This is a genomic window from Streptomyces rubradiris, assembly GCF_016860525.1.
GTDB lineage: Bacteria > Actinomycetota > Actinomycetes > Streptomycetales > Streptomycetaceae > Streptomyces > Streptomyces rubradiris.
Genome location: NZ_BNEA01000015.1, coordinates 3636803 through 3663784 on the forward strand (window position 1 = coordinate 3636803; position 26982 = coordinate 3663784).

The 26982-nt window shown below is 73.9% G+C and carries 27 protein-coding genes; 11 read left to right on the forward strand and 16 right to left on the reverse strand.

The window, feature by feature from the left end; translation table 11 throughout:
- Positions 1 to 377 precede the first annotated feature (377 nt).
- Positions 378 to 1073, forward strand: coding sequence for an SCO3374 family protein (locus Srubr_RS29300; protein WP_189997829.1), 696 nt, complete (start codon positions 378 to 380; stop codon positions 1071 to 1073).
- Here Srubr_RS29300 and Srubr_RS29305 read toward each other — a convergent pair.
- The 10 genes from Srubr_RS29305 to Srubr_RS29350 all read right to left on the reverse strand — a co-directional run bounded on the left by Srubr_RS29305 (position 1052) and on the right by Srubr_RS29350 (position 9704).
- The gene (locus Srubr_RS29305; RefSeq protein WP_030606126.1) at positions 1052 to 1387 is read right to left on the reverse strand and encodes a histone-like nucleoid-structuring protein Lsr2; all 336 of its coding nucleotides are present in this window, start codon (positions 1385 to 1387) and stop codon (positions 1052 to 1054) included. The genes Srubr_RS29300 and Srubr_RS29305 overlap by 22 nt on opposite strands.
- A 203-nt stretch (positions 1388 to 1590) precedes the next feature.
- A complete protein-coding gene (locus tag Srubr_RS29310; protein ID WP_030781644.1) occupies positions 1591 to 2124 on the reverse strand; it encodes an amino-acid N-acetyltransferase in 534 nt (177 codons plus the stop codon).
- A gap of 9 nt (positions 2125 to 2133) precedes the next feature.
- On the reverse strand, positions 2134 to 2556 hold the full coding sequence (locus tag Srubr_RS29315; RefSeq protein WP_229926874.1) for a BlaI/MecI/CopY family transcriptional regulator: 423 nt from the start codon (positions 2554 to 2556) through the stop codon (positions 2134 to 2136).
- 284 nt (positions 2557 to 2840) lie between these two features.
- Positions 2841 to 3014, reverse strand: coding sequence for a hypothetical protein (locus Srubr_RS29320; protein WP_189997831.1), 174 nt, complete (start codon positions 3012 to 3014; stop codon positions 2841 to 2843).
- Between the two features lie 434 nt (positions 3015 to 3448).
- Positions 3449 to 4081 (reverse strand): hypothetical protein, encoded by a 633-nt coding sequence (locus Srubr_RS29325; RefSeq protein WP_189997925.1) that lies wholly within the window; start codon positions 4079 to 4081, stop codon positions 3449 to 3451.
- Between the two features lie 173 nt (positions 4082 to 4254).
- A complete protein-coding gene (locus tag Srubr_RS29330; RefSeq protein ID WP_030606136.1) occupies positions 4255 to 5052 on the reverse strand; it encodes a type III pantothenate kinase in 798 nt (265 codons plus the stop codon).
- Positions 5053 to 5057: 5 nt separating this feature from the next.
- Positions 5058 to 6035, reverse strand: a complete 978-nt coding sequence (gene nadC / locus Srubr_RS29335; protein WP_189997832.1) for a carboxylating nicotinate-nucleotide diphosphorylase — start codon at positions 6033 to 6035, stop codon at positions 5058 to 5060.
- Between the two features lie 5 nt (positions 6036 to 6040).
- Positions 6041 to 7762, reverse strand: a complete 1722-nt coding sequence (locus Srubr_RS29340) for an L-aspartate oxidase (protein WP_189997833.1) — start codon at positions 7760 to 7762, stop codon at positions 6041 to 6043.
- On the reverse strand, positions 7759 to 8751 hold the full coding sequence (gene panC / locus Srubr_RS29345) for a pantoate--beta-alanine ligase (RefSeq protein ID WP_189997834.1): 993 nt from the start codon (positions 8749 to 8751) through the stop codon (positions 7759 to 7761). Before panC ends, Srubr_RS29340 begins: the two co-directional genes overlap by 4 nt.
- On the reverse strand, positions 8748 to 9704 hold the full coding sequence (locus Srubr_RS29350; protein ID WP_189997835.1) for a Rossmann-like and DUF2520 domain-containing protein: 957 nt from the start codon (positions 9702 to 9704) through the stop codon (positions 8748 to 8750). Before Srubr_RS29350 ends, panC begins: the two co-directional genes overlap by 4 nt.
- A gap of 170 nt (positions 9705 to 9874) precedes the next feature.
- On the opposite strand from Srubr_RS29350, the gene Srubr_RS29355 reads away from it, so the two are divergent.
- Positions 9875 to 11071 (forward strand): threonine aldolase family protein, encoded by a 1197-nt coding sequence (locus Srubr_RS29355; protein ID WP_189997836.1) that lies wholly within the window; start codon positions 9875 to 9877, stop codon positions 11069 to 11071.
- 224 nt (positions 11072 to 11295) lie between these two features.
- On the opposite strand, the gene Srubr_RS29360 is transcribed toward Srubr_RS29355, so the two are convergent.
- Complete coding sequence (locus Srubr_RS29360) at positions 11296 to 11502, reverse strand: hypothetical protein (protein ID WP_189997837.1); 207 nt, start codon at positions 11500 to 11502, stop codon at positions 11296 to 11298.
- Between the two features lie 163 nt (positions 11503 to 11665).
- Here Srubr_RS29360 and Srubr_RS29365 point away from each other — a divergent pair, with 163 nt between their 5' ends.
- The gene (locus Srubr_RS29365; RefSeq protein WP_189997838.1) at positions 11666 to 12769 is read left to right on the forward strand and encodes a DUF5937 family protein; all 1104 of its coding nucleotides are present in this window, start codon (positions 11666 to 11668) and stop codon (positions 12767 to 12769) included.
- 173 nt (positions 12770 to 12942) lie between these two features.
- Here the strand turns inward: Srubr_RS29365 and Srubr_RS29370 are convergent, their stop codons facing one another.
- Together Srubr_RS29370 and Srubr_RS29375 are read right to left on the reverse strand one after the other, a co-directional pair.
- Complete coding sequence (locus Srubr_RS29370) at positions 12943 to 13614, reverse strand: response regulator (RefSeq protein WP_189997839.1); 672 nt, start codon at positions 13612 to 13614, stop codon at positions 12943 to 12945.
- A 71-nt stretch (positions 13615 to 13685) separates the two neighbouring features.
- On the reverse strand, positions 13686 to 14891 hold the full coding sequence (locus Srubr_RS29375; protein ID WP_189997840.1) for a sensor histidine kinase: 1206 nt from the start codon (positions 14889 to 14891) through the stop codon (positions 13686 to 13688).
- Positions 14892 to 15008: 117 nt separating this feature from the next.
- On the opposite strand from Srubr_RS29375, the gene Srubr_RS29380 reads away from it, so the two are divergent.
- Positions 15009 to 16151: an SAM-dependent methyltransferase gene (locus tag Srubr_RS29380; protein ID WP_189997841.1), complete on the forward strand. Its 1143-nt coding sequence runs from the start codon at positions 15009 to 15011 to the stop codon at positions 16149 to 16151.
- Between the two features lie 23 nt (positions 16152 to 16174).
- Here Srubr_RS29380 and Srubr_RS29385 read toward each other — a convergent pair whose 3' ends face one another.
- Positions 16175 to 17326 (reverse strand): NADH-quinone oxidoreductase subunit D, encoded by a 1152-nt coding sequence (locus Srubr_RS29385; RefSeq protein WP_189997842.1) that lies wholly within the window; start codon positions 17324 to 17326, stop codon positions 16175 to 16177.
- A gap of 31 nt (positions 17327 to 17357) precedes the next feature.
- Between Srubr_RS29385 and Srubr_RS29390 the strand changes: the two genes are divergently transcribed.
- Both Srubr_RS29390 and Srubr_RS29395 read left to right on the forward strand, forming a co-directional pair.
- On the forward strand, positions 17358 to 17861 hold the full coding sequence (locus tag Srubr_RS29390; RefSeq protein ID WP_189997843.1) for a PH domain-containing protein: 504 nt from the start codon (positions 17358 to 17360) through the stop codon (positions 17859 to 17861).
- A 101-nt stretch (positions 17862 to 17962) separates the two neighbouring features.
- The gene (locus tag Srubr_RS29395) at positions 17963 to 19303 is read left to right on the forward strand and encodes a PH domain-containing protein (protein ID WP_229926883.1); all 1341 of its coding nucleotides are present in this window, start codon (positions 17963 to 17965) and stop codon (positions 19301 to 19303) included.
- Between the two features lie 85 nt (positions 19304 to 19388).
- On the opposite strand, the gene Srubr_RS29400 is transcribed toward Srubr_RS29395, so the two are convergent.
- Both Srubr_RS29400 and Srubr_RS29405 read right to left on the reverse strand, forming a co-directional pair.
- Positions 19389 to 20894 (reverse strand): hypothetical protein, encoded by a 1506-nt coding sequence (locus Srubr_RS29400; RefSeq protein ID WP_189997845.1) that lies wholly within the window; start codon positions 20892 to 20894, stop codon positions 19389 to 19391.
- Positions 20895 to 20991: 97 nt separating this feature from the next.
- The gene (locus Srubr_RS29405; RefSeq protein ID WP_189997846.1) at positions 20992 to 22119 is read right to left on the reverse strand and encodes an alpha/beta hydrolase; all 1128 of its coding nucleotides are present in this window, start codon (positions 22117 to 22119) and stop codon (positions 20992 to 20994) included.
- Between the two features lie 202 nt (positions 22120 to 22321).
- On the opposite strand from Srubr_RS29405, the gene Srubr_RS29410 reads away from it, so the two are divergent.
- From Srubr_RS29410 to folK, 5 genes are all read left to right on the forward strand, one after another.
- Positions 22322 to 24157 (forward strand): phosphatidylglycerol lysyltransferase domain-containing protein, encoded by a 1836-nt coding sequence (locus tag Srubr_RS29410; RefSeq protein WP_373313603.1) that lies wholly within the window; start codon positions 22322 to 22324, stop codon positions 24155 to 24157.
- A gap of 95 nt (positions 24158 to 24252) precedes the next feature.
- Complete coding sequence (folP, locus tag Srubr_RS29415; protein ID WP_189997848.1) at positions 24253 to 25167, forward strand: dihydropteroate synthase; 915 nt, start codon at positions 24253 to 24255, stop codon at positions 25165 to 25167.
- Positions 25164 to 25694 carry a nuclear transport factor 2 family protein gene (locus Srubr_RS29420; RefSeq protein ID WP_189997849.1) on the forward strand — a complete coding sequence of 177 codons (531 nt, stop codon included), beginning with the start codon at positions 25164 to 25166 and terminating at the stop codon, positions 25692 to 25694. Before folP ends, Srubr_RS29420 begins: the two co-directional genes overlap by 4 nt.
- Before the next feature lie 264 nt (positions 25695 to 25958).
- Complete coding sequence (gene folB / locus Srubr_RS29425; RefSeq protein ID WP_189997850.1) at positions 25959 to 26318, forward strand: dihydroneopterin aldolase; 360 nt, start codon at positions 25959 to 25961, stop codon at positions 26316 to 26318.
- The gene (folK, locus tag Srubr_RS29430) at positions 26315 to 26926 is read left to right on the forward strand and encodes a 2-amino-4-hydroxy-6-hydroxymethyldihydropteridine diphosphokinase (RefSeq protein WP_189997851.1); all 612 of its coding nucleotides are present in this window, start codon (positions 26315 to 26317) and stop codon (positions 26924 to 26926) included. Before folB ends, folK begins: the two co-directional genes overlap by 4 nt.
- Positions 26927 to 26982: the final 56 nt, after the last annotated feature.

Here is a 26982-nt window from a genome sequence, read left to right on the forward strand (position 1 = left end):
CCTTCCGCAGCTTAGTCCCGCAAGCGGGGACCGCTCATTCCAACTGCCGACACCGTCGATGGCCTCCTGACCGTGTGCGCCGACATCTGCTCCAACCCGATGGTGCGAGACGATGTTCCCGCAGGCCAGGCAGTTACCCCACTCGCCAGTACGCCGTTGGCGAACGTGAGACGGCCCGTCCTGCGTGTCGCCCCCTCCCACTAGGGATGTCTTACCCGCACGGACTGACACTCCATGCCGCGCGCACCGGTTCCCTCCGCTATGGGCGAACAGCCTTGCGCCTCCCCGGACCCCCACGCACCCCCTCCTCCGGCACTGAGCGCAGCCGTTGGGGCACCCAGCGTAACCCGAATGCCGCTGCGGCGGTTGCACTTGGCATGGCTGGCCCGGTCCCCGCGACACCCGTGCTCCCCCTCCCCCGCCGCCCCTCCGCCGCCCCGGACCCACCGGCGACCGGCGGTCCCGGCACCGACGTCGGTCCGGACACCGGGGCCCGGCGCTGGTACGAGGAGGAACTGGGCTGGCCGACCGCGCCCGGACGGCCGTTGCGGCTGGTCACGGGGGTGCGGTTCGACGTGCTGGAGGTGCCGGCCGAGGCGGGCGCGCGAGCGCTCCGGCATCTCGCGCCGGGCTCCCCGGTGATCCTCCGGGGCGACCGCATGGAGTTGCTGGTGGCCCCGGGCAGCGCGGAGGAGCTGCCGGGACTGCTGGAGTGGCTGGAGTGGGGCCCGGTCTCCCTGGACCTGCGGGCCCTGGGGCCCGGCGGCGCGTTGGAGGCTCCGACACCGGCCGGCCCCGCGTGGGCCGCGTCCGGGCGGCCGGCGTCAGCGCAGGGGGCCGCTGTGTGGCTGCGGCCCCCCGGGCCGGGACGCGAGGCCGTCGAGACCTCGCTGCCGGCCATGCCGGGCATGCCGGGTACGACGGCCGCTCCGGCCGTGGGGCGCGAGGGGAGCACCCCCGATCTGGTGCGGCTGGTGGACACGGTGGCAGCGCACTGTCACCGGGTCCGGCTGCGGCGCGGGTGCGCCGGGCGCCCCGCCGGCCGGCGGGATCAGCCGTTGGCCTTCTCGTAGGCCTCACGGATCGACGCGGGAACACGGCCGCGGTCGTTGACCTCGTAACCGTTCTCCTTCGCCCAGGCGCGGATGGCCGCGGTGTCCTGGTTGCCGCCGGAAGCGGCACGCGCCTTTCCACGCCCGCCGGAAGCACGGCCACCGGTACGGCGTCCGCCCTTCACATAGGGCTCCAGAAGACCGCGCAGCTTGTCCGCGTTGGCGGTCGTGAGGTCGATCTCGTACGTCTTGCCGTCCAGCGCGAACGTCACGGTCTCGTCCGCCTCGCCGCCGTCGAGGTCGTCGACAAGAAGGACCTGAACCTTCTGTGCCACCGCATTTCCTTTCATCGATAACGTTGAGGACCAGGGGTGTGCGGCGTCCGCCGTTTCGCCGCCCCTGTTATATGCAGTACTGCAGTACGTCGGAAAGCAAACCGCTTTTGCCGGAAAAACACAAACCCTCGGCGGCACCTCGGCACCCCGGCCCCGCCCGGAAACATGCGCGTTTCGGACATAGGGCACCAGGGCATTGGCGATCACAGATGCAGAAGCATCCGGCTGTTGCCCAAGGTGTTCGGCTTCACTCGTTCGAGACCGAGGAACTCCGCGACGCCCTCGTCATAGGAACGCAACAGCTCCGCGTAGACATCGGTGTCGACCGGCGTCTCGCCGATCTCCACGAAGCCGTGCTTCCCGAAGAAGTCCACTTCGAAGGTCAGGCAGAAAACCCGGCGAACGCCGAGCCAGCGTGCGGTCTCCAGCAACTTCTCCAGCAACTGATGGCCCACGCCGGCGCCCTTGAGGCCGGGCTTCACCGCCAGAGTCCGCACTTCCGCCAGGTCCTCCCACATGACGTGCAGCGCGCCGCAGCCGACCACCTCGGCGTTGTCATCGCGTTCGGCGACCCAGAACTCCTGGATGTCCTCGTAAAGCGTGACGGTCGCTTTGTCGAGCAGGATGCGGTCGCGGACGTAGGCGTCGAGGAGGCGGCGCACGGCCGGGACATCGCTGGTCCGGGCCCGCCGGACGGTGATGGCTTTTGCGGAGACTTCGGGACGCTCTGCTGACATGAGCGGACGCTATCGCCCGTCGGCGTCCTCCGCCGAGCCGGGGTTCTCCTCTTGCGGGGCTTCGGCGGCTCGGGGTTGCCGGGCTTCGGGCGCTTCCCGGGTTTCTTCCGGGCCCTGGACGATGCGTACGGCGTCTCTGAGGGCCTGACGCTGTTCCTCGCTCATCATGCCGAAGAAGGCGACGAGAGCGGCGGCCGGGTTGTCACTCTGGGACCAGGCGTCGTTCATCAGGGCCGCGGCGTACGCGGCGCGTGTCGACACGGCCTCATATCGATAGGCCCGGCCTTCCGCCTCACGACGCACCCAGCCCTTCTGATGGAGATTGTCCAAAACGGTCATCACGGTGGTGTACGCGATCGACCGTTCCTGCTGGAGGTCTTCCAGGACTTCTCGAACGGTCACCGGGCGGTTCCACTTCCACACCCGCGTCATGACCGCGTCTTCGAGTTCTCCCAATGGGCGAGGCACAGCTCAGAACAATAGTGGGAGATCCGCCCGATGGCGTGCCGGACGTGCGCTAAGACTACAAACCAGAACAAAAAGGGCGCATGGCCGGAAAGAGCGGGCCTGGTGGCGGTGGGCACGCCGGGATCACCGCCGAGGGGACACCGGCGGCTGAGCGCGGGCGGGAACCACGGCCGGGCCCTCCGCGTCGCGGGCCCGCATCACCGGGGCGGGTGCTCGGCCGGGGCTCTGTCCGTCCGGCCGGGGGCTGCTCAGGCGCCGGCGGGGCTCTCGGGCGCACCGTCCGTGCGGGCGAGCGCGGCGTCGACGGCCGCGTCCTCCTTGGTCTTGGCGGCCCCACCCTGGGTCTTCACGATCACCCTGACCACACCGATGAAGAACGCGGCCATGACGACCGGCGGCACAAGCGCGGAGACGTAGTCCATGCCCTCCAGAGTAGCCACGGCGGAACGGGCGAAAGGGGCGGGGTACACGAACCCCGCACCACGTGTCCCGGCCAGCCGGCGTACCAGCACTCCGCCAATCCCTCACCAAAGGCCACGGCCGCCAACGGCGACAAGCCCCCCCCGGCAAGGCCACCCGGAGCCGGTCACGAACCGACACGGGGCCGACGCGGACGACGCGGACAGCGCGGACAGCGCGGACAGCGAAACCCACCACCCCGCACCCGCCGGCGGCGACCAGCCCCCGACGCCCCCACCACACCAACCCGCACAGGCGCGGCGCGGGCGGGAAAGCCCACCACCCACCGACCCGCACCGACCGACGGCGCCCAACTCCCGGCGGAGCCGCCCGCACCCGGCCGCGAAAGCCGCACGGGTGGTGCCGGTGGGAACAACGTGCCCGGCCGGAAGCCGGGTCAGACCGCGGCCAGCTGCTGCGGAGCGGCCGGCGGCATCGGCTTGCGCCGCGGGAAGACCTCCCCCGGCGTGGGAATGGGCCGCTTCGGCTCCCCCGGCTTCCCCTTCCCCGGTTCCGCACCCGGCCGCTCCGCCGGAGGCGTCGGCGGCTCCTCGGCCGCCCCGTCGTCCCGACGCGCCCCGGGCTCCCCCGCGCCGCCCGCGAGGGCCAGCAGGCGTGTCCGCGCGGGCGGCACGGCGGGCGCCGGCACCCTGCGCGCGCCCTGGGCGAACCGCGCCCGTACGTCCTGTTCGGCCAGCGCCTGGCAGCGGTCCAGCAGCACCGCCGCCACCCGGTTCCCGCGCAGCGCCCGCAGCGCGGCGAGATCGTCCGGCGTCGGGCGGTGCCCGGCCCCGAGGGCCTCCTCCAGAAGGGCGAGATAACCGGCGGCCGTACCCGGCAGAGCGGCCCGGTACCGGCCCAGGTCGGCCACCAGGAAGGCGCGCAGTCTGGCGCCCTCGCTCAGCGCCTCGTCCAGCGATTCGGCGAGCCGGAGGCAGTCCTGCACGTCCTCGGCGGAGGCGTGGCCGGGGTGGAGGGCGAGGGCGAGGGCGCGGCGGAGCACACGCAGCTCCTCCGCGCCGAACGCCATGCCGCCGCGGGATCCGTATGGCGTGGGCATGCGGCGACGCTATCGCTAATCGGACAAAAGTGACCGAAAGGGGTGTTTTGTCGCTGCGTGTCGCTCCGTGGTTCCCCCGTCCGGGGCCACCGGCGAGACCGCCGGGCGCCCCGGGGCGGGCCGGCGGTCTCGCCGGCGCCTCCTCAGAGCCGGGACACGTTCCGCTCGTAGACCAGGCGCAGTCCGATCAGCGTCAGCCACGGCTGGTGCTCGTCGATCACCGAGGACTCCCCCAGCACCATCGGAGCGAGCCCGCCCGTGGCGATCACCGTCACGTCGTCCGGGTCGTCGGCCAGCTCCCGGGCCATCCGGTCCACCACCCCGTCGACCTGGCCGGCGAACCCGTACACGATGCCCGCCTGCATGGCCTCGACCGTGTTCTTGCCGATCACGCTGCGCGGCCGGGCCACCTCGATCTTCCGCAGCTGCGCGCCCTTGACGCCCAGCGCCTCCACGGAGATCTCGATGCCGGGCGCGATCACCCCGCCGACGTACTCCCCGCGCGCGGAGACCGCGTCGAAGGTGGTCGCCGTGCCGAAGTCGACGACGATCGCCGGGCCGCCGTACAGCTCGACGGCCGCGACCGCGTTGATGATCCGGTCGGCGCCGACCTCCTTGGGGTTGTCGGTGAGGATCGGCACGCCCGTCTTCACGCCCGGCTCGACCAGGACGGCGGGTACGTCGCCGTAGTACCGCCGGGTGACCTCGCGCAGCTCGTGCAGCACCGACGGCACGGTCGCGCAGATCGCGATGCCGTCGATGCCGTCGCCCAGTTCCTCGCCGAGCAGCGGGTGCATGCCCATCAGGCCCTGGAGCAGCACCGCGAGCTCGTCCGCCGTGCGGCGCGCGTCCGTGGAGATGCGCCAGTGCTCGACGATGTCCTCGCCGTCGAACAGGCCGAGGACGGTGTGCGTGTTGCCGACGTCGATGGTGAGCAGCATGGGCGTTACTCCGCTTCGCGCAGATCCAGGCCGATGTCCAGGATCGGCGAGGAGTGGGTGAGCGCGCCGACGGCCAGGAAGTCCACGCCCGTGTCGGCGTACGCGCGCGCGGTGGCGAGCGTCAGCCGGCCGGAGGCCTCCAGCAGCGCCCGGCCGCCGACGATGCCGACGGCCTCCTCGCACTCGCCGGGCGTGAAGTTGTCCAGCAGGATCAGGTCGGCGCCCGCGTCCACCACCTCGCGCAGCTGGTGCAGGGTGTCGACCTCGACCTCGATCGGCACGTCCGGGAAGGCCTCCCGTACGGCCTTGAAGGCCGGTGCGACGCCGCCGGCGGCGACCACGTGGTTGTCCTTCACCAGAGCCGCGTCGGACAGCGACATGCGGTGGTTGACGCCGCCGCCGCAGCGGACGGCGAACTTCTCCAGCGCGCGCAGGCCCGGAGTCGTCTTGCGGGTGTCGCGCACGCGCGCCTTGGTGCCCTCCAGCGCGTCCGCCCACGCGCGCGTGGCGGTCGCGATGCCGGACAGCCGGCACAGCAGGTTCAGGGCGCTGCGCTCGGCGGTGAGCAGGTCGCGGGTGCGCGTGGTGACCGACAGCAGCTTCTGCCCGGCCTCGACGCGGTCGCCGTCCTCCACGTGCCGCTCGACCTCGAACTCGTCCGTGCAGACCACGGAGAGCACGGCCTCGGCGACCCGCAGGCCGGCCACGACGCCCGCCTCGCGTGCGGTGAAGTCGCCGGTGGCCACCGCGTCCTCGGGGATGGTCGCGACCGTGGTCACGTCCACGCCGCCGGCCAGGTCCTCCTGGATGGCGACGGTGGCGATGTCCTCGACCTCGACGGGGTCGAGCCCGGCGGCGGTCAGCAGCTCGGCGAGCGCGGGGTCAAGCCCGCACTCCAGGTACTCCTCGTCGCCCTCGGCGCCGCAGCCGCAGCCGTCGCCGCAGCCTCCGGTGGGGGCGAGAGGAAGGTCGTCGGTGCTCACGTCTGTCACTGCTCCTGGGGGCGCTGGGTCTGCCGGGTAGGGGGGAAGTCTGCGGTGTCGGTGGTGCGTACGGCCAGCGACCGGTCGGGGTTGAGCCGTACGACGATGTGGCGCCGCCAGTGGGTGTCGTCGCGGTCGGCGCGGTCCTCGCGCCAGTGGCAGCCGCGGGTCTCCTCGCGCAGCCGGGCGGCGGCGACCAGGGCCCGGGCCACACACAGGAGGTTGGTGGCCTCCCAGGTGTCCACGCCGGGCTCGGCGGTCTTGCCGTTCTCCTCCAGCGCCTGGCGGGCCTCGGTGTGCAGCCGCTGGAGCTCTCCGGCGGCCCGGGCGAGGGACTCCTCGGAACGCAGCACGCCCGCGCCCTCGGTCATGATCCGCTGGATGGCGAACCGGGTCTCGGCGGCGAGCAGCGGGTGGTCCGGCTGGCCCGGCTGCGGGACCGGCACGGGCACGCGCGCGTGCAGGCCGCCCGCCGCCCGCTCGGCGGCGATGTCGGCGGCGATCCGCTCCGCGTAGACGAGCCCTTCGAGCAGGGAGTTGGAGGCGAGCCGGTTGGCGCCGTGCACGCCGGTGCAGGCCACCTCGCCGCACGCGTACAGGCCGGGCACGGTGGTGCGGCCGTGGGCGTCGGTACGGACGCCTCCGGAGGCGTAGTGGGCGGCCGGGGCGATCGGGATGGGCTCGGTGACCGGGTCGATGCCGTTGGCGCGGCAGGCGGCCAGGATGGTCGGGAAGCGCTGCTCCCACATTCGGGCGCCGAAGTGCCGGGCGTCCAGGTACATGTGCTCGGCGTCCCGCTCCAGCATCCGCCGCAGGATGCCCTTGGCGACGATGTCGCGCGGCGCCAGCTCGGCCAGTTCGTGCCGGCCCACCATGAAGCGCACGCCGTCGCCGTCGACCAGGTGGGCGCCCTCGCCGCGCACCGCCTCGGAGACCAGCGGCTGCTGGCCCTCGGCGTCCGCGCCGAGGAACAGCACGGTCGGGTGGAACTGCACGAACTCCAGGTCGGAGATCTCGGCACCCGCGCGCAGCGCCAGCGCCACGCCGTCGCCGGTCGACACCGACGGGTTGGTGGTCGCGGAGTACACCTGGCCCATGCCGCCGGTCGCGAGGACCACCGCGGGGGCGTGCACGGCGCCCACGCCGTCGTGCTGGCCCTCGCCCATCACGTGCAGGGTGACACCGGCCGTACGGCCGTCGGCGTCCGTCAGCAGGTCCAGGACCAGCGCGTTCTCGATGGTGTGCAGCCCGCGCGCGCGGACCGCCGCCACGAGGGCGCGGGAGACCTCCGCGCCGGTGGCGTCGCCGCCGGCGTGCGCGATGCGGCGCCGGTGGTGGCCGCCCTCGCGGGTGAGGTGGATGTCGCCCTCGTCGTCGGTGTCGAAGTGGGCGCCGGTGGAGATCAGCCGCCGGACCGCGTCGGGGCCCTCGGTGACGAGGATCCGCACGGCCTCCTCGTCGCACAGGCCCACGCCGGCCACGAGGGTGTCCTGAAGGTGCTGTTCGGGTGTGTCGCCCTCGCCGAGGGCGGCGGCGATGCCGCCCTGCGCCCAGCGCGTGGAGCCGTCGTCCAGCCGGGCCTTGGTGACCACGACGGTGGTGAGGCCGGCGGCCTGGCAGCGCAGGGCCGCGGTCAGGCCGGCCACTCCGGAGCCGACGACGACGACGTCCGCGGAGATGGCCCAGCCCGGGGCGGGAGCGTGCAGTCGTATGCCTGTGCTGGTCACGAGGCGGCTCCGAAGGTGAGGGGAATGTTGTCGATCAGCCGGGTCGAGCCGACCCGGGCGGCGACGGCGAGGACGGCCTCGCCGGTGAAGTCGTCGCCGATCTCGGTGAAGTCGGCGGGGTCGACCAGCGCCAGGTAGTCCAGCCGCAGCGGCGGGTCGAGGCGGGCGGCCTCGTCCAGCACCTGGCGGGCGGCGGCGCGCACGGCCGCCGGGCCGCCGGGCGCGGCGGTGGCCACGGCGTGCGCGTCGGCCGCCGCGCGGGACTCGCCTATGGCGCTCAGCGCCTCGGCACGCGCGTGCGTGGAGGGCACTTCCCGGGCCCGCGCGCGCAGCGCCTCCTGGGCCGCGTGCCGGTCCCGGCCGGCGAACAACGCGCGGGACAGCGCGAGCGCGGTCCGGCGCTCGTCCGGCGACAGGTAGCGGTTGCGGCTGGACAGGGCGAGCCCGTCCTCCTCGCGCACGGTCGGTACGGCGACGATCTCGACGCCGAAGTTCAGGTCCCGCACCATGCGCCGGATCAGGGCCAGCTGCTGGGCGTCCTTCTGCCCGAACAGGGCGACGTCGGGGCGGGTGAGGTGCAGCAGCTTGGCGACGACGGTGAGCATGCCGTCGAAGTGGCCGGGCCGCGCGGCACCCTCCAGGCGCTCCCCCATGGGCCCGGCGCAGACCCGCACCTGGGGCTCGCCGCCGGGGTACACCTCGTCCACGGAGGGCGCGAACACGGCGTCCGCGCCGGCCCGCCCGGCGAGTTCCAGGTCGGCGTCCAGGGTGCGCGGGTAGCGGTCCAGGTCCTCGCCCGCGCCGAACTGGAGCGGGTTGACGAAGACGGTGACGACGACCTCGCCGTCCGGGCCCGCGATCTCGCGCGCGGAGCGGATCAGGGTCGCGTGGCCCTCGTGCAGGGCGCCCATGGTCATCACGACGGCGCGGCGGCCGTGGCGCACGCGCGCGTGCAGCTCTTCGGCGGTGCTCAGCAGGGCGGTGGTCATCGGTCGTTCCCCTCGGTGCCGGTCGTGCCGTCGTCTCCCTGGTCCGGGTGGCCCCCGTCGGCGAGTACCCCGAGGAGGTCCTCGGCGAGTTCCGCCTTCAGCAGGCCGGCCGCCAGCGCGCGGTCCGCGGTCGCGCGGGCCATCGCCAGATAGCCGGCCACGGTCTGCGGGGCGTGCTTGCGCAGCTCGGTGATGTGCGCGGCGACCGTGCCGGCGTCCCCGCGGGCGACCGGGCCGGTCAGGGCGGCGTCGCCGGAGCGCAGCGCGTTGTCCAGGGCGGCGCCGAGCAGGGGGCCGAGCATCCGGTCGGGCGCGCCGACGCCGGCCGTGCGCAGCAGGTCCATGGCCTGGGCGACCAGGGTCACCAGGTGGTTGGAGCCGAGGGCGAGGGCCGCGTGGTACAGCGGGCGGTTCTCCTCGCTGATCCACTCCGGTTCGCCGCCCATCTCGATCACCAGGGCCTCGGCGGCCAGCCGCAGCTCCTCGGGCGCGGTGACGCCGAAGGAGCAGCCCGCCAGGCGCTGCACGTCCACGGGGGTGCCGGTGAAGGTCATCGCCGGGTGCAGGGCCAGCGGCAGCGCGCCCGCGCGCAGGGCGGGGTCCAGGACCTTCGCGCCGTACCGGCCGGAGGTGTGCACCAGCAGCTGTCCCGGCCGCACCGCGCCGGTCTCGGCGAGGCCGGCGACCAGGCCGGGCAGGGCGTCGTCGGGGACGGTGAGCAGCACCAGGTCGGCGCGCTGGAGCACCTCGGCCGGCGGCACCAGCGGGACGTCCGGGAGCATGGCCTCGGCGCGCCTGCGGGAGGCGTCGGAGACCCCGGAGACGGCCACCGGGCGGTGCCCGGCGAGCTGGAGGGACGCGGCCAGCGCGGGGCCCACGCGGCCGGCGCCGACGACACCGACGGTGAGCCGCGCGGGGCGGTCCTTGAGGTCTGGCTGGTGGACTGTACTCACGCGACGGCGGCCTTCCCGTTCCAGTCCGCTCTGGGTACCGGACGATTTCTCGTCATGTTAACGCTATCGGGTGGGGCGGCGGCCGGTTGTCCACAGGCTGTGGTTTTGTCCACACCCTCCGGCACGGAAATCCGACTGCCCGCGCGCGCGTGGGACGGCATGATCCGCCCATGACTGACACGGTGGTACCGGACGGACACGAGGACGACGACCGGTCGGCGGGCGCGGAGCCCACGGCGGCGGAGCGGATGCGGGAGCGGCGCCGGGCCGCCTTCGCGGCGGCGGAACGGGTGCTGTGGCGGCCGGGCTTCCGGCGCACGGTCCGCGAGCGGCTGGCGGACCTGGACGCGGCGTCCGAGGTGTACGACCTGGACCGGTACGTGGACATGTACGGCGACGGGATCGTGGAGGACCTGGAGCAGCGGGTCGCGGACCTGCTCGGCACGGAGGCCGCCGCGTTCTTCCCGACCGGCACGATGGCCCAGCAGGTGGGCCTGCGCTGCTGGGCGGGCCGCACCGGCGACCCCACGGTGGCCCTGCACGCCCTGGCCCACCCCGAGGTGCACGAACGGCATGCGTTCAGCCAGGTCAGCGGGTTGCGGCCGGTGCGCGTGACCGGGGCGCCCCGGCTGCCCACGGCGGCCGAGATACGCGACTTCCCCGAGCCCTTCGGGACGCTGATGCTGGAACTGCCCCTGAGGGACGCCGGTTTCGTGCTGCCCACCTGGGAGGAGCTGACCGAGGTCGTCGAGGCCGCGCGGGAGCGCGACGCGGTGGTGCACTTCGACGGCGCGCGCCTGTGGGAGTGCACGCCCCACTTCGGCCGGTCCCTGGCGGAGATCGCGGGCCTGGCCGACAGCGTCTACGTGTCGTTCTACAAGTCACTCGACGGCTTCGGCGGGGCCGCGCTGGCCGGCCCGGGAACGCTGGTGGAGGAGGCCAAGACCTGGCGGCACCGGTACGGCGGCGCGGTCTTCCAGCAGTTCCCCACCGTGCTGTCCGCGCTCGTCGGGCTGGAGCGCGAGCTGCCCCGGCTGCCGGACTACGTGCGACACGCGCGCGTGGTCGCCGCCGCCCTGCGCGAGGGCTTCGTGGCGGCCGGGGTGCCGTGGGCCCGTGTGCACCCCGAGGAGCCGCACACCCACGAGTTCCGGGTCTGGCTGCCGTACGACGCCGACGTGCTGATGGAGGCCGCCGTGTCCCAGGCCGAGGCGACGGGCACGTTCCTCTTCACCGACCCCTGGGACCAGGGCGGGCCGGGGCTGGCGTCCACCGAGGTCTCGGTGCGCGCGGAGGGCCTGGGCTGGACGGCGGACGACGTACGGGCAGCCGTCGCCGACTTCGCCCGCCGGCTGCCCGGCGGCTGACCGTGCCTGCCCGGTGCGCCCGGTGCCCGGAAGAGGCCGTCGGCGGGGGCGGGTGCGCTGCCGCGCCCGCGGGCCGGAACCGTGGCACACCACGGCAGCGCGGCGGCGGGCGGTGGCGGGGCCGTCGGTGACACGTTCTCCGGTGGCGGGGCCGTCGGTGACACGACCGTCGGTGACACGTTCTCCGGTGGCCCGGCCGCCGCGACCGCGGACCGCGCGGGCCGTCACAGCGCTCTCGGGCTCAGCCACCGGCGCAGGGCGTACCGCAGCCGGCCGCGGGCCGGGCGCTCGGCGACGACGGCGCTGAAGCGCCGGTACTCCCGCACCTCACGCAGCGCGGCCAGGTCGTGCCGGCCCGGCACGGGCGGTTCGGGCTCGCCGTGCCGGTGGGCGCGGTAGCTGTCGAGGAGGTACTGCTGGGTGATGCTCATGGCGGACCGCCTTCTCGGGACGTGGCTGACCGGGTGACTGATCGGGCTCCGCGGCTGCCCCGGTGCCCTCAGCCTGCTGTCCGTCCCGTGCGGTTGTCCCGTCGATTGACAGCAGCCGTCAATCGACGGAGGCGTTGTCAGTGGGCGGGTGCACGATGGGGGCATGAGCGTGACCATCGACATCACCGGACTGCCCTTGGAGCGGGTCGCCGTCGTGCCGTCTCCGCTGGCGGAGCTGGGGATGGCGCTGCACGCGCTGAGCGAGCCCGGCCACCATCCCGACCTGCGGGGCTGGGCGACCGCGGTCTCCTCCCGGCTGGAGCCCTGCCTGGCCGACCGGCTGTGCGAGGCGGACTTCCTGTGGCGTTCGACGTTCTCGGACGTCTTCGCGCCGTTCGCCGGCATCCCGGGCGGGCGCGCGATGCCCGGGGCCACGCTCGCCGAAGAGCTGGACCTGCTGGACAAGCTGACGGACGAGCAGTTCGTCCACGCGGCCCTGGAGTTCACCTGCCAATTGCGCTACGACGTCCAGGAGGCCGGTCCGCTGGACGATCCGGAGCTGCGCCGGCGCTCCCTGGAGCTGGCCGCCGCGCGCGGGTCCGTGCAGGAGCGGTTCACCCGCCGTCTGCTGTCGGACCCGCCGGCCGTGCGCGCCTGGTTCCGGCAGCTGATGCTCGATTGCGACGACGCTTTCTTCGCCGACACCTGGGCCCGTATCCAGCCCCAGCTGGCCGCGGACGCCCGGCACAAGACCGAGCTGCTGCGCCGCAAGGGGCTCGGGGAAGCCCTCGGCTCCCTGTCCGGGGCGGTGTCGCTGGACGAGGAGGGCCGGGTGATCACGGTCGACAAGCTCCTGGTGGGCCGGACCGCCACCGGCGACGGCGGCCTGGTGCTGGTGCCGACCAGCCTCGGCTGGCCGCACGTGATGGTCCTGCACCGGTACGGCTGGCAGCCGACGATCACCTATCCGGCGAGCGGTCCCCGGCCGCAGGCCCCGTCCGTGGAGCAGCTCACGCGCCGGCTGGAAGCGCTGGCGCACCCGGTGCGGATGCGGCTGTGCCGGCACCTGGCGCGCTCCCCGCACACCACCAGCGAGCTGGCCGAGGCGCACGGCATGACCGCGCCCGAGATATCCCGGCACCTGTCGGTGCTGAAGAAGGCGGGCCTGATCACCGACTGCCGGCGCGGCCGGTACGTCCAGCACCAGCTGGACCTGACCGCGGTGGCCCGGCTGGGCAGCGACTTCATCGAGGGCGTCCTGCGCTGACCCACCGGCCCGGGACCGGCCGAAAACATCCCGCGCCGAACCACCGGCCGCAACCCGCCGCGAACACCCCCCGAACCAGCAGCCACAACCCGCCGAGAACATCGCCCGAACCACCGGCCGCAACCCGCCAGGGCGCCCCGCGCCGGGCCACCGCCCGGAGCCGGCCGTTTCCGTCAGCCGTGGCCGCCCGCGCGCACGAGTCCCGTCTCGTACGCCAGGACCACCACCTGCACCCGGTCCCGGAGGCCGAGCTTGGTCAGGATGCGGCCCACGTGGGTCTTCACCGTCGCCTCGCTCAGCACCAGCCGGGCCGCGATCTCGCCGTTGGACAGGCCCTGCGCGACCAGCACCATGACCTCGCGCTCGCGCTCCGTGAGCCGTTCCAGCTCCTTGTGCCGGGGCTCCTTGCCGGTGGAGGGCAGCATCGGCGCGAAGCGGTCCAGCAGCCGCCGGGTGGTGGAGGGCGCGACGACCGCGTCACCGCTGTGCACGGCGCGGATCGCGGCCAGCAGGTCGCCGGGCGGCACGTCCTTGAGCATGAAGCCGGAGGCGCCCGCCTTCAGCCCGGAGAAGGCGTACTCGTCCAGGTCGAACGTGGTCAGGATGAGCACCTTCGGCGGGTCGGGCTCGGAGCAGATCCGCCGGGTGGCCTCCACGCCGTCCAGCTTCGGCATCCGGACGTCCATCAGGATGACGTCGACGGCGGTGGACCGCAGCACCTGGAGGGCCTCCACGCCGTCGCCCGCCTCCGCGACGACCTCCATGTCCGGCTGGGCGGCGAGCACCATCCGGAACCCGGTGCGCAACAGCACCTGGTCGTCGACGAGCATCACGCGGATCGTCATGGGTCCTCTTCCGTGTCTTTTCGGTTGCCGTCTTGATGGTGCGGTGGGGCGCGCGGGGGCGTGCGCCGAGATCAGTGCGCCGGCTTGAGCGGCAGCAGGGCGCTGATGCGGAATCCTCCGCCGGGGCGCGGTCCCGCGTCCAGCGTGCCGCCGACCATGCCGACGCGCTCGCGCATGCCGATCAGGCCGTGCCCCCGGCCATCGGCGCCACCCTCCTCGTACAGCTCGTGCGGGGCGCCCTTGCCGTCGTCCTCGACCAGCAGGCCCAGGCCGTCGTCGAAGTAGACCAGCCGTACGCTCGCGCCCGCGCCCGGCCCGCCGTGCTTGCGGGTGTTGGTGAGCGCCTCCTGCACGATCCGGTACGCCGTCAGCTCCACCCCGCTGGGCAACGGGCGCGGGGTGCCCTCCACCTTGAAGTCGACCGGCAGCCCGGAGCTGCGGCACTGCTCGATCAGGTCGTCGATCTGCCCGACGTCGGGCTGCGGGACGTACTCCCCGGTCTCCTGGTGCTCGCCGGTGCGCAGCACGCCCAGCAGGCGGCGCATCTCGGCCAGGGCCTGGCGGCCGGTGGAGGAGATCGTCTCCAGGGCCTTCTTCGCCTGGTCGGGCGCGGTGTCCATGACGTAGTTGGCGCCGTCGGCCTGCACCACCATCACCGACACGTTGTGCGCGACCACGTCGTGCAGCTCGCGAGCGATGCGGGCGCGCTCGGCGGCGACCGCGACCTTCGCCTGCGCCTCGCGCTCCTTCTCCAGGCGGGCCGCGCGCTCCTCCAGCTGGGCGAAGTAGGCGCGCCGGGTGCGCATGGAGTCACCGAGCACCCAGGCGAGGGCGAAGGGCACCGTCTGGAACACCGCGATGGCGATCTGCCCGCCGAAACTGGCCTGCTCCTGCGGCCAGCGGATCTGGGCCGCGGTCGCCGCGCAGAGGCTGACGGTGAGCGCGAGCCGGGAGGCCCAGCGCGCGCCGACCGCCGCGACCGTGTACGTGATCACCAGCATGGCGAAGTCGGCGACGGTCGTCTCGACGTCCAGGACGAGCTGGGCCAGCCCGGTCACCAGGGCGACCAGCAGCATCGGCTCCGGGAAACGGCGGCGCAGCGCCACGACCACGGACAGGACGGCGGACACGGCCAGACCGGCGGGCAGCGACCCGTGGTGATGCGGCGATCCGTCCCAGCTGACCTCGCTCAGGCCGGACATCCCGAACAGGACGACGGCCCAGAAGGTGTCGACCCAGGTCGGGTGGCGACGGAGGAAGTCATAGAGGCGCTGCACGTAACCCAGCGTAGGGAAACCGGGTGCGTGTAGGGGTCAACCGGAGGGCCGATCCGCACCCGCGCGCGTACTCCGCAAGGTGGATGCCGTGATCACCTGCGCGCCTAGTCTGGCTCCGTGACGGATGAGACGACGGGGGCGTTCCCCGGGGACCCGGGCCCGCGCGGCTGGCGCGCGGCGGCCGGGGCGGCGCTGTACGGGCCGGGTGGCTTCTACCGGCGCCCGGAGGGGCCGGCCGGTCACTTCCGCACCTCCGTGCACGCCTCCCCGCTGTTCGCGCGGGCCGTGGCCCGGCTGCTGTGCCGGGTCGACGCGGCGCTCGGCCGGCCCAGCGTGCTGGACTTCGTCGACATGGGCGCCGGGCGGGGGGAACTGGCCCGCGGGGTGCTCGCCGCGCTGCCGGCCGAGGTGGGCGCACGCACGCGCGCGTACGCCGTCGAGATCGCCGAGCGCCCGGCCGGCCTGGACGAACGGATCATCTGGTGCGGCGAGCTCCCGGACGGGGTCACCGGGCTGCTGTTCGCCAACGAGTGGCTGGACAACGTCCCCGTGGACGTCGTGGAGGTGGACGCGGCCGGGGTGCCCCGGCTGGTGCTCGTCGCGCGGGACGGCTCCGAGCGGCTCGGGGAGCCGGTGGCGGGGGCGGCGGCCGACTGGCTCGCGCGCTGGTGGCCGCTGCCGGCCGAGGAGGGGCTGCGGGCGGAGATCGGGCTGCCCCGGGACGAGGCCTGGGCGTCGGCCGTGGCGCGGCTGGCGCGGGGGCTCGCGGTGGCCGTGGACTACGCGCACACCGTGGACACCCGCCCGCCCTTCGGGACGCTCACCGGCTTCCGGGAGGGACGCGAGACGGCACCCGTGCCGGACGGCTCGTGCGACATCACGGCGCACGTCGCGCTGGACGCGTGCGCGGCGGCACCGAGCGCGTATTACCCGGCGGGCAGGCCGCACCCGCTGTCGGCTCCGGCTCCGGCGTCCTCCGAGGCGGCGCACGGAATTCCCGGAACAGCGCACGGAACTCCCGGAACAGCGCGCGTACTGCCCCGCCCGCGCCTGCTCACGCAGCGCGCCGCCTTGCGCGCCCTGGACATCACCGGCGCGCGCCCCCCGCTCACGCTGGCCTCCACGGACCCCGCCGGCTACGTACGCGCCCTCGCGAGCGCCGGGGAGGCCGCCGAACTCACGGCGGCGGGCGGCCTCGGCGACTTCGGCTGGCTGCTCCAGCCGGCCGGCATCCCGGACCCTCTGGAAGCGGACGCGTAGGCCCCGGGCGGGCCCGGCGGGGCCTACTTGTCGATGTCGCCGACCACGAAGAACATCGAGCCCAGGATCGCGACCATGTCCGCCACCAGCGTTCCCGGCAGCAGCTCGGTCAGCGCCTGGATGTTGTTGTACGAGGCCGAGCGCAACTTCAGCCGGTACGGGGTCTTCTCGCCCTTGCTCACCAGGTAGTAGCCGTTGATGCCGAGCGGGTTCTCGGTCCACGCGTACGTGTGCCCCTCGGGCGCCTTCAGCACCTTCGGCAGCCGCTGGTTGATCGGCCCGGGGGGCAGTTCGGCGAGCCGGTCCAGGCAGGCGTCGGCGAGGTCCAGGGCGTTGTGGGTCTGCCCCAGCAGCACCTCGAAGCGGGCGAGGCAGTCGCCCTCGGTACGGGTCACCACCTTCAGCACGTCCTGGAGATCGCCGTAGGCCAGGTACGGCTCGTCGCGGCGCAGGTCGAAATCGACGCCCGAGGCGCGCGCGATGGGTCCGCTCACGCCGTAGGCGTGCACCGCCTCGGGCGCGAGCGCCCCCACCCCGCGCGTGCGCCCCCGGAAGATCTCGTTGCCGAGCACCAGGTCGTCGAAGACGTCCATGCGCGAGCGCACCGCGGCGACGGCCGCACGCGCGCGGGCCGTCCAGCCCGCCGGCAGGTCCTCCTTGAGGCCGCCGACACGGTTGAACATGTAGTGCATGCGGCCGCCGGAGACCTCCTCCATCACGTTCTGGAGCACTTCGCGCTCCCGGAACGCGTAGAACACCGGCGTGATCCCGCCCAGCTCCAGCGGGTAGGAGCCGAGGAACATCAGGTGGTTCAGCACCCGGTTCAGCTCGGCGAGCAGGGTGCGCGTCCACACCGCCCGTCCGGGGACCTCCATGCCGAGCATCCGCTCCACGGCGAGGACCACGCCCAGCTCGTTGGAGAACGCCGACAGCCAGTCGTGGCGGTTGGCGAGCACGATGATCTGCCGGTAGTCGCGCGCCTCGAAGAGCTTCTCGGCGCCCCGGTGCATGTAGCCGATCACCGGCTCCGCGCGCACGATGCGCTCCCCGTCCAGCACGAGCCTGAGCCGCAGCACGCCGTGCGTGGACGGGTGCTGGGGCCCGATGTTGAGCACCATGTCGGTGCTCTCCGCCGCACCGCCGATGCCGACCGTGGTCTCCGTCGTAGGAGTCATGGGCCCAGTTTCCCCTACGTACGCTGGGCACATGGAAACGGGGAGCCTGGACGGGACCGGAGCGCCGGCGGAGCGGCCGGTGTGGCGGCGGCCGGAGCCGGGGCTGCTGCGCGTGCGGCGGCTGCTGCTGGTGGTGTGGGCGGGGGTGCTCGCGGTGGCGGCCGGGGTGCTGCCGGGGCTCTTCGCGGGCCCGGCGTGGGCCGCGTGCGCGCTGCTGCCACCGGCGTGCGCCGCCGTGTGCTGGCGGCTGCTGGAGCGCAACTGGCGTTCCTGGCGGTACGCCGAGCGCGCCGACGACCTGCTGATCAGCCGCGGTGTCCTGTGGCGCGAGGAGACGGTGGTGCCGTACGGGCGGATGCAGCTGGTGGAGGTGACCTCCGGGCCGGTGGAGCGGCGCTTCGGGCTGGCCACCGTACAGCTGCACACGGCCGCCGCCGCGACCGACGCGACCATCCCCGGCCTTGACCCGGCCGAGGCGGAACGGCTGCGCGACCGGCTCACCGAGCTGGGCGAGGCACGATCGGCGGGCCTGTGACATCCCGGGAGCGGGCCGAGCGCGTGAGCGGCGGCATACCCGGGCGGGCCGAGCGCGCGGAGGGCAGTGCATCGGAGCGGGCCGAGGGCGCGGACACCGGCATACCCGAGGGAACCCAGCGCGCGGACGGTGGTGTGGGTGGGCACGGACCCGTCGTCGAGCGCCGGTTGCACCCGGTCACGCCCCTGCGCCGGGCGTGGGCGCCGCTCGCCGTGCTGGCCGGCTGGGCGGTGCACGACCCGAACGCGGCGCAGGAGCAGCTCGCACGGCTCACGGACACCATGCTCCTGCTGGGCATCGCGGTACTGGTGCCGGCGGCCGGCCTCTACGGCTTCCTGTCCTGGTGGTTCACGCACTACGCGGTCACCGACACCGAGCTGCGCATACGCACCGGACTGCTGTTCCGGCGCACCGCGCACATCCGGCTGGAGCGCGTCCAGGCCGTGGACGTCTCCCGTCCGCTCCTCGCGCGCGTGGCGGGCGTCGCCAAGCTGCGCATCGACGTCGTAGGCACCGACGACAAGGACGAACTGGCCTTTCTCAGCGAGCGCGAGGCGCGCGCCCTGCGCGCGGAGCTGCTCGCGCGCGCGGCCGGTTTCGCGCCCGAGACGGCGCGTGAGGTCGGAGAGGCACCGGCGCACGTCCTGCTGCGCGTGCCCCCGCGCGAGCTGGCGCGCTCCCTGCTGCTGACGGGCGCCACCTGGGGCTCGCTGTGCGCCGCGCTGATCGTCCCCACCCTGCTGTGGCTCTTCACGGACAACGTGTGGACGGTCCTCGTCACCGCCCTGCCACTGCTCGGCACGGCCGGGGCGAGCAGCGTGGGCCGGTTCGTCACCGAGTTCGACTGGACGGTGAGCGAGTCGCCGGACGGGCTGCGCATCGACCGCGGGCTGCTGGACCGCGCCCACGAGACGGTGCCGCCGGGCCGGGTGCAGACGGTACGGATCGTGGAACCGCTGCTGTGGCGGTGGCGCGGCTGGGTCCGGGTCGAACTCGATGTGGCCGGATCCGACAACTCCGTGCTGGTCCCGGTCGCCCCGCGCGCGGTCGCCGAGGCGGTCCTCGCGCACGTGCTGCCCGGGGCGTCGGTGCCGCCCGAACTGTCGCCCGTGCCGCGCCGGGCCCGCTGGTGCGTGCCGGTGTGGTGGCGCGGGCACCGGCTGGCGGTCACCGGCCCGGTGTTCGCCGCCCGCGGCGGCCTGCTGTGCCGCCGGCTCTCGCTGGTGCCGCACGCCAAGGTGCAGAGCGTACGGCTCACCCAGGGACCCTGGGAGCGCCGCTGGGGGCTCGCCGACGTACACGTGGACACCGGCGCCGACAAGACCGTCACGGCCCGGCTGCGCGACGCCGGGGAGGCCGCGCGCCTCCTCACCGAGCAGGCGGAGAGATCCCGCACGGGCCGCAGGGACGCCCCACCGGACCGCTGGATGACAGCACGCTGACCGCCGCGCGACCGGCGCGCCGACACGGCTCGGGCCCGGCTCCCTCAAGGGAGGCCGGGCCCGTCGCGGTGCTGTCGCCGGTGGCTCAGGAAGCCGCGCTGCGCAGCCCCTGGACATCGATCTGCTCGGTCTCGTCGTGCGCCGTCAGGTCGATGATCTGACCGACCCCACGGGACCGCTCGTCGGCGGACTTGAACCCGGCCTCCGCCTCGGCCTTGTGCACGGCGAGCGCCTCGGGGCCCACGACGTCGGCCAGGTCCTCGTTCTGCACGGAGTCCAGCGCGGCCTTCGGGGTGCCCTTCTGCGTGCCGAAGAAGTCGAACCCGCCCTCGGTCACCGGCCGCCGCGCGGGCGCGGCCGGTACGACGGCCACGGCGGGCGGCACCCCGAGGTTCCCGGCGGACGGCGTCACGGGCCCGCCGGCCGGCGGTACGGCCTCGACCTCGCCGTACGGCCGGGCCGCGACGCCCTGCGCCTGCTCAACGGGACCGGGCCGGGAGGCGGGAGCAGCGCCGGACACGGACCCGGCAACCGGAGCGGACCCGGCCGTGCCCTCACCACCTGCGGAGTCCGCCTGCCCGGGGGCCCCCGCCGGACCGGCCACCGGCGCCACCGCACCAGGCACTCCGGCCCCGAGTTCCTCCGCACCCGGCTTCTCCGCCAAGGGCTCCGCCACCCCGGACGCCCCAGTCACAGAATCCCCAGTCCCGGAGCCCCCAGACCCGGCATCCCCGGTCACGGTTTCCCGAACCCCGGCCTCAGCGGCCCCAGCCTCATTGGCCCCGGCCTCAGCCGACCCGGACGCAACGGACCCTGCCTCATTGGCCCCGGCCTCAGCCGACCCGGACGCAGCGAACCCTGCCTCAGCCGGCCCGGACTCAACCGCCCCTGACTCGGCCTCGGAAGCGGTCTCCGCCCCCGTGTCCCGCTTGCCCTCCGGGCCGCCCCCGGGTTCGCCCGGAGTCTGCCGTTCGAAGCGGGCCAGTGCCGTGAGGGCCCGCCGGTACAGCCGGGCGCCCTCGGGGGAGAACACCGCGGGCGCCGTCGGGGCGGCCTCGGCGGGCCGGGAGGGCTCGCCGGCGCGCGCGGGCGGCAGCGCGGGGGCCGACGGGCGCGCGGGGGCCGGCTCCGGCGCCGCCGCTTCGAGTTCCAGCAGCCGGCGGCCCTCCAGGGCGCTGGCCCGCTCGGTCTCGGCGGTGGCGTACCGGCGCAGCAGGGCCGCGTGCTCGTTGCGCAGGCCGGCCAGCTCGGCGCGCTTGGCGCGCAGCCGCTGCTCCAGCTTCGCGCGCAGTTCGCGGGACTCCTCCAGGTCGGTCTCCAGCTCGGCGACGCGTTCCTCGAAGCGCCACTCGTCACCGGCACGCGCGCGCGTCAGCTCGGCGACCCGCCGGCCCGCCTGCACGTCCCAGCGGCGCATCACGAACGCGCCGACGACCGCTGTCGCCGCTGCCGCGGCGGCCAGCGCGCGCAACACCGCGGCCTCGGAGAACACCCAGGGAGCCGACGCGCAGGCGACGGAGACGCCGGCGATCGCCGAGGGAGGCAACAGCCGGTGCAGAGGAGAGGAATGGCGGTGGCGTCCACGTGGCATGGCCAGAAACTTACCGCGCGTAGGGAGATCGTGGGCCCCGGCCCGTAAAAACACGGCCACACCAGGCGTCTCACGAGGCGTCAGGACGTACGCCGGCTCAGTGGCCGCCCAGCCTCCCGCTGAGCCACTGGAGCGTCGGCGGGATCTCGCGCCGCCAGGTGTTGAAGTTGTGCCCGCCGCTGTCGAGGATGATCGACGAGATCCGGGTCCGGTCGGTGTCCCGCACCCGCTGGATGAAGTCCAGCGTGTCCTTGTAGTTGTGCTCACCGACCTTGCTGCTGGTGACGAGCAGCGAGGTGTCCGGCGCGGGCTCGTGCCGCAGCAGCCAGAACAGGTCGGCGCGGTTGCGCAGCTTGGCGTCGCCGTGGAAGAGGTCGCCGGTGGTGGGGTCGATCGGCGCCTTGTAGTACGCCGACAGGCCGGCGCCGGCCGCGTACACGCGCGGGTGGTGCATGGCGAGCTTGAGCGCGCAGTAGCCGCCGGTGGAGTCGCCGACGATGCCCCAGCCGCCCGGCCGCTTGCCGGCCCGGTAGTGACCGAGGACGGCGTCGGGCAGGTCCTTGGCGAAGAACGTCTCCGTCTGCGGCCCGCCCGGGATGTCCACGCACTCGGTGTCCCGCGGCGGCGCCACGGTCGGCCGCAGCATCACCAGGATCATCGGCTGCACGCGCCCGTCCCTGGCCATCCGCTGCGCGGTGCTCGGGTAGTCCAGCTTGTCCACCAGCGACCACGCGGTGCCCGGGTAGCCGGTCAGCACGACGGTCGTCGGGAACGTGCGGGTGCGGTACTGCGGCTGGAAGTACTCCGGCGGCAGGTACACGTACGCCGGGGTCGCGATGTGCGTCGTACGGCCGACGATGTCCACCTTCTGGATCTGCCCGCCCCGCTCCGGCCGCGCGGAGTGCACACCGGGCACCTCGGAGGTGGAGACCACCTGGAGCGGGCCGCCGCTGCCGCCGTGCGCCGAGTGGTCGACCACCACGCCCTGCCCGGTCTCCGTACCGAACAGGTCGGCCCAGCTGGCGTAGAAGCCGAAGGCCTGGTTGGCGGCGAGCCCGACGGAGGCGAACAGCGCCACCTGGGTGGCCAGCAGCAGACCGACCCGCCCGCCGACGGACCGCCAGTGCTGCCGGGCCAGGCGCGGCCACAGCCACACCGTGCCGATGAACAGCACGGCGGCGATCACTATCGCCAGCCACAGCACTTTGTTGCTCGTGAGACCCATGGGCTGTTTCCTGTCCGCGCTTTCCGCCCGTGCCGTACCCACGCCTGGTGCGCGCGCTTGCCCGGGGCTTTCCTTGGCCTTTGACCCGACTTTCCGGTGGGGAGTGAACCTCCCTCCCCCAGACATCGTCCTAGAGGGCGCAATGTCGCCGGATGCCCCGATGGCACCGGATTCAAGGTCTCTCGCAGAACTACGGGATGCGATGTCTGTCAGGATAGATGGGGAAGTGTCGGGCGGGGTTCCGGGCCGATCAAGCCGCGGGCGGCGCCTGCTGCGCGGTCCGCGCCCCGAGTCCGTTCCCGTTCTGGTCGGCCGGGCGGCCACGCTCGTAGGCCTCCTGGACATCGCCGCGGGTGTCTTCCCGCGTTTCCGGCACAGCCGCATGCACGCCCTGGCCGAGGTGCTGCCGGGCTCGTTCGGGCCGTTCGCGGCGGCGCTCTCGCTCAGCGCGGGCGTGCTGTTGCTGCTGCTCGCGCACGGGCTCAAGCGGCGCAAGCGCCGGGCGTGGCGGGCCGCGGTGGCGCTGCTCCCGGCGGGCGCGGCGGCCCAGTTCGCCTACCGGCACTCGATCGTCGGCGCGCTCATCGCGGTCGCCCTGCTGGTGCCGCTGCTGCGCCACCGGGACCAGTTCGCCGCCCTGCCCGATCCGCGCAGCCGGTGGCGCGCCCTCGCCAACTTCGTGCTCATGAGCGCCGGTTCGGTCCTCCTCGGGCTCGTCATCGTCAGCGTCCACCCGGGCCGGACGATCGGCGACCCGAGCCTGGCCGACCGGCTGACCCACGTCATCTACGGCCTGTTCGGCTTCGAGGGCCCGGTCGACTACCGGGGCAACACGTCCTGGACGGTCGCCTTCTCCCTCGGCGCGCTCGGCTGGATCACCGCGGTGACCACCATCTACCTGGCCTTCCGCCCGGAGCACCCGGCCGCCCGCCTCACCGAGGAGGACGAGGAGAAGCTGCGCGCCCTGCTGGCCAGGCACGGCGGGCGCGACTCGCTCGGCCACTTCGCGCTGCGCCGCGACAAGGCGGTGGTGTTCTCGCCGAGCGGCAAGGCCGCGGTCACCTACCGGGTCGTCTCCGGGGTGATGCTCGCCAGCGGCGACCCCATCGGCGACGTCGAGGCCTGGCCGGGCGCCATCGAGCGCTTCATGGACGAGGCCCGGGCCCACTCCTGGACGCCCGCCGTCATGGGCTGCTCGGAGACCGGCGGCGAGGTGTGGACCCGCGAGACCGGCCTGGACGCCCTGGAACTGGGCGACGAGGCGGTGGTGGACGTGGCGGATTTCTCGCTCGCCGGACGCGCGATGCGCAATGTGCGCCAAATGGTCAAGCGCATCGAGCGGGCCGGCTACGAAACCCGGGTGCGGCGCATCCGTGACCTCGGCGAGGCCGAGCTGGAGCGGATCCGCCGGGCGGCGGAGGACTGGCGCGGCACGGACACCGAGCGCGGCTTCTCCATGGCGCTCGGCCGCATCGGCGACCCGGCCGACGGCGACTGCCTGATCGCCACCGCGCACAAGCAGGACGACGAGCCGGGCGAGTACGGCGACCTGAAGGCGATCCTGCACTTCGTGCCGTGGGGCGAGGACGGCGTCTCGCTGGACCTGATGCGCCGCGACCGCTCCGCCGACCCGGGCATGAACGAGCTGCTGATCGTCGCCGCCCTCCAGGCCGCCGGGAAGTTCGGCATCACCCGGGTCTCGCTGAACTTCGCGATGTTCCGCTCCGCGCTCGCGCGCGGGGAGAAGATCGGCGCCGGTCCGGTGCTGCGGGCCTGGCGCGGGCTGCTGGTGTTCCTCTCACGGTGGTTCCAGATCGAGTCGCTGTACAAGTTCAACGCCAAGTTCCAGCCGCGCTGGGAACCGCGGTTCCTGGTCTACCGGGCCCCCGCCGACCTGCCCCGCATCGGCTTCGCCGCCATGCAGGCCGAGGGCTTCGTCACCCTCGCCGTGCCGCTGCCGCGCTTCCTGCGCCGGCGCCGCCCCGCGCCGCCACGCCCGTGCGGGCACGTGGGCGAGCGGGACGTCCGGGCCGCCTGAGCTCCGCGTACCGGGCGTCACGGCCCGCTGACCGGCCCCCTCGCCGAGGGGGCCGCCGCGCGTTCCCGGCACCGGCCTGGGCCTACGCTGAACGTATGAACAGCATCAGCGGGCGCGGCCGGGTGGCCGGCCTTCCGGCATGGGACCGGTGCGCGGTCATGGGGGTCGTGAACGTCACCCCCGACTCCTTCTCCGACGGCGGCCGCTGGTTCGACACCACCGTCGCCGTCAAGCACGGCCTCGACCTGGTCGCCGAGGGCGCGGACCTGGTCGACGTGGGCGGCGAGTCCACCCGGCCCGGCGCCACCCGCGTGGACGAGGCCGAGGAGCTGCGCCGGGTCGTCCCCGTGGTGCGCGGCCTGGCCTCCGAGGGGGTCGTCGTCTCCGTCGACACCATGCGCGCCTCCGTCGCCGAACAGTCCCTCGCGGCCGGTGCCGCCCTCGTCAACGACGTCAGCGGCGGCCTGGCCGACCCCGCGATGATCCCGGTGGTGGCCGCCGCGGGCGCCCCCTTCGTCGTCATGCACTGGCGCGGCTTCCTCCAGGGCGGCAACGTCAAGGGCGTCTACGCGGACGTGGTCGCCGAGGTCGTCCAGGAGCTCCACGCGCGCGTGGAGGCCGTGCTGGCGGGCGGCGTCGCCCCGGACCGCGTCGTCATCGACCCGGGCCTGGGCTTCTCCAAGGAGGCCGAGCACGACCTCGCCCTCCTCGCCCACCTGGACCGGCTGCGCGGCCTCGGGCACCCGCTGCTGGTCGCCGCCTCCCGCAAGCGGTTCCTCGGCCGGGTGCTGGCCGGACCGCAGGGCCCGCCCCCGCCGGCCCGGGAGCGGGACGCGGCCACGGCCGCCGTCTCCGCGCTCGCCGCGCACGCCGGCGCGTGGGCGGTACGCGTCCACGAGGTGCGCGCCACGGCGGACGCGGTACGGGTCGCGCGAGCCGTGGAAGAGGCGCGCGGCACGGAACGCACGCCCGGCGCGGACGGCGAGCACGGGCCGGAAGGAGCCCGGTGAGCGCCCCCCACACCGACGTCGAGCAGGTGGAAGCCGCCAACACCGCCTTCTACGAGGCACTGGAGCGCGGCGACTTCGAGGAGGTCTCCGCGCTGTGGCTGACGCCCGCGGAACTGGGCGTGGACGAGACGTACCACGACCCCGCGGACACCGGCGTGATCTCCTGCGTGCACCCCGGCTGGCCGGTGCTGACCGGCCGCGGCGAGGTCCTCAGGTCGTACGCCCTGATCATGGCCAACACCGACTACATCCAGTTCTTCCTCACCGATGTGCACGTCTCCGTGACCGGCGACACCGCGCTGGTGACGTGCACCGAGAACATCCTCAGCGGCGGACCCGCCCCGGAGGAGGGCGCGGAGCTGGGGCCGCTGGTCGGCCAGCTCGTCGTCGCCACGAACGTGTTCCGGCGCACCCCCTCGGGCTGGAAGCTGTGGTCGCACCACGCCTCCCCGGTCCTGGCCGAGACCGCCGAGGACGACGACACCGGTGCGAACGGCGTGGACCCGGACGACGGCTCCCTCGCCTGACGGGGGAATCCGCCCCCGGCGGCGGACCGGCCGGGGGACGGGCACGTGGCCGGAATCACCTACCACCGGGTAGCAGCGGCGACCGGTCCGTGACTGGGCCGGGTTCCGCGGGGGAAACCGTCGGTGAACCCTGCGGGTTCCGGCCCGGCCCCGCGCCCCTCGGCCGGGCCCTGTCGGTGCCCGCGGGTAGATTCGTCTCAGACCGGCGTGCCGCCCGCACGTGGTACGGGCCGGTCGTTCCCGACGATTGCAGGAGTGATTCGCGTGGACCGTGTCGCGCTGCGCGGCCTCAAGGCCCGTGGGCACCACGGGGTGTTCCCCAAGGAGCGCGAGGAGGGCCAGACCTTCATCGTGGACCTCGTGCTCGGCCTGGACACCCGGCCGGCCGCGGCCGACGACGACCTGTCGAAGACCGTGCACTACGGCATCGTGGCCGAGGAGGTCGTGGCCGTGGTCGAGGGCGACCCGGTGGACCTCATCGAGACCCTCGCCGAGCGGATCGCCCGGACCTGCCTGAAGCACGAAGGGGTTCAGGAGGTCGAGGTGTGCGTCCACAAGCCGGACGCGCCGATCACCGTCCCCTTCGACGACGTGACCGTCACCATCACCCGGAGCCGAGTATGACCCGACCTTTCCGCCAGGGTCACAGCGACCCGACCGTCCAGCCGGTACCCGCGTCGGTCGTCGAGAAGGTGGACGCAGCCGACACGACCCTGCACAACCCCCAGTGGGCCGTGATCTCCCTCGGCTCCAACCTGGGCAACCGCCTGGAGACCCTCCAGGGGGCCGTGGACGCCCTGGAGGACACCCCGGGCGTCCGGGTGAAGGCCGTCTCGCCGGTGTACGAGACCGAGCCGTGGGGCGTCGAGCCCGGCAGCCAGCCGTCGTACTTCAACGCGGTCGTGGTCCTGAAGACGACCCTGCCCCCCGTCTCCCTGCTGGAGCGGGCGCACGCCGTCGAAGAGGCCTTCCACCGCGTCCGCGACGAGCGCTGGGGCCCGCGCACGCTGGACGTCGACATCGTCGCCTACGCCGACGTCACCTCGGACGACCCGGGACTCACCCTGCCCCATCCGCGCGCCCACGAGCGCGCCTTCGTGCTGGCGCCCTGGCACGACGTGGACCCCCAGGCCCAGCTCCCCGGCCGCGGCGCGGTCGCCGAACTGCTGACCGCGATCACCCGTGAGGGTGTGGCGCACCGGAAGGACCTGGAACTCCGGCTGCCCGAGTAGTCGTTAAGGTCGAGTCGGGTCGAGACCAAGAACGACCACCGTCCGGGACGGTCCGG

Excerpts from the sequence above, each read along its gene's own strand:
- folP (WP_189997848.1), top strand. The coding sequence starts at position 24,253 with ATGAACAGCATCAGCGGGCGCGGCCGGGTGGCCGGCCTTCCGGCATGG.
- Srubr_RS29300 (WP_189997829.1), top strand. The coding sequence starts at position 378 with ATGGCTGGCCCGGTCCCCGCGACACCCGTGCTCCCCCTCCCCCGCCGC.
- folK (WP_189997851.1), top strand. The coding sequence starts at position 26,315 with ATGACCCGACCTTTCCGCCAGGGTCACAGCGACCCGACCGTCCAGCCG.
- Srubr_RS29390 (WP_189997843.1), top strand. The coding sequence starts at position 17,358 with ATGGAAACGGGGAGCCTGGACGGGACCGGAGCGCCGGCGGAGCGGCCG.
- Srubr_RS29310 (WP_030781644.1), bottom strand. The coding sequence starts at position 2,124 with ATGTCAGCAGAGCGTCCCGAAGTCTCCGCAAAAGCCATCACCGTCCGG.
- Srubr_RS29400 (WP_189997845.1), bottom strand. The coding sequence starts at position 20,894 with ATGCCACGTGGACGCCACCGCCATTCCTCTCCTCTGCACCGGCTGTTG.
- Srubr_RS29320 (WP_189997831.1), bottom strand. The coding sequence starts at position 3,014 with ATGGACTACGTCTCCGCGCTTGTGCCGCCGGTCGTCATGGCCGCGTTC.
- Srubr_RS29355 (WP_189997836.1), top strand. The coding sequence starts at position 9,875 with ATGACTGACACGGTGGTACCGGACGGACACGAGGACGACGACCGGTCG.
- Srubr_RS29385 (WP_189997842.1), bottom strand. The coding sequence starts at position 17,326 with ATGACTCCTACGACGGAGACCACGGTCGGCATCGGCGGTGCGGCGGAG.
- Srubr_RS29405 (WP_189997846.1), bottom strand. The coding sequence starts at position 22,119 with ATGGGTCTCACGAGCAACAAAGTGCTGTGGCTGGCGATAGTGATCGCC.
- Srubr_RS29360 (WP_189997837.1), bottom strand. The coding sequence starts at position 11,502 with ATGAGCATCACCCAGCAGTACCTCCTCGACAGCTACCGCGCCCACCGG.
- Srubr_RS29325 (WP_189997925.1), bottom strand. The coding sequence starts at position 4,081 with ATGGCGTTCGGCGCGGAGGAGCTGCGTGTGCTCCGCCGCGCCCTCGCC.
- Srubr_RS29315 (WP_229926874.1), bottom strand. The coding sequence starts at position 2,556 with ATGACGCGGGTGTGGAAGTGGAACCGCCCGGTGACCGTTCGAGAAGTC.
- Srubr_RS29365 (WP_189997838.1), top strand. The coding sequence starts at position 11,666 with ATGAGCGTGACCATCGACATCACCGGACTGCCCTTGGAGCGGGTCGCC.
- Srubr_RS29370 (WP_189997839.1), bottom strand. The coding sequence starts at position 13,614 with ATGACGATCCGCGTGATGCTCGTCGACGACCAGGTGCTGTTGCGCACC.
- panC (WP_189997834.1), bottom strand. The coding sequence starts at position 8,751 with ATGACCACCGCCCTGCTGAGCACCGCCGAAGAGCTGCACGCGCGCGTG.
- Srubr_RS29330 (WP_030606136.1), bottom strand. The coding sequence starts at position 5,052 with ATGCTGCTCACCATCGACGTCGGCAACACGCACACCGTCCTCGGCCTG.
- Srubr_RS29410 (WP_373313603.1), top strand. The coding sequence starts at position 22,322 with ATGTCTGTCAGGATAGATGGGGAAGTGTCGGGCGGGGTTCCGGGCCGA.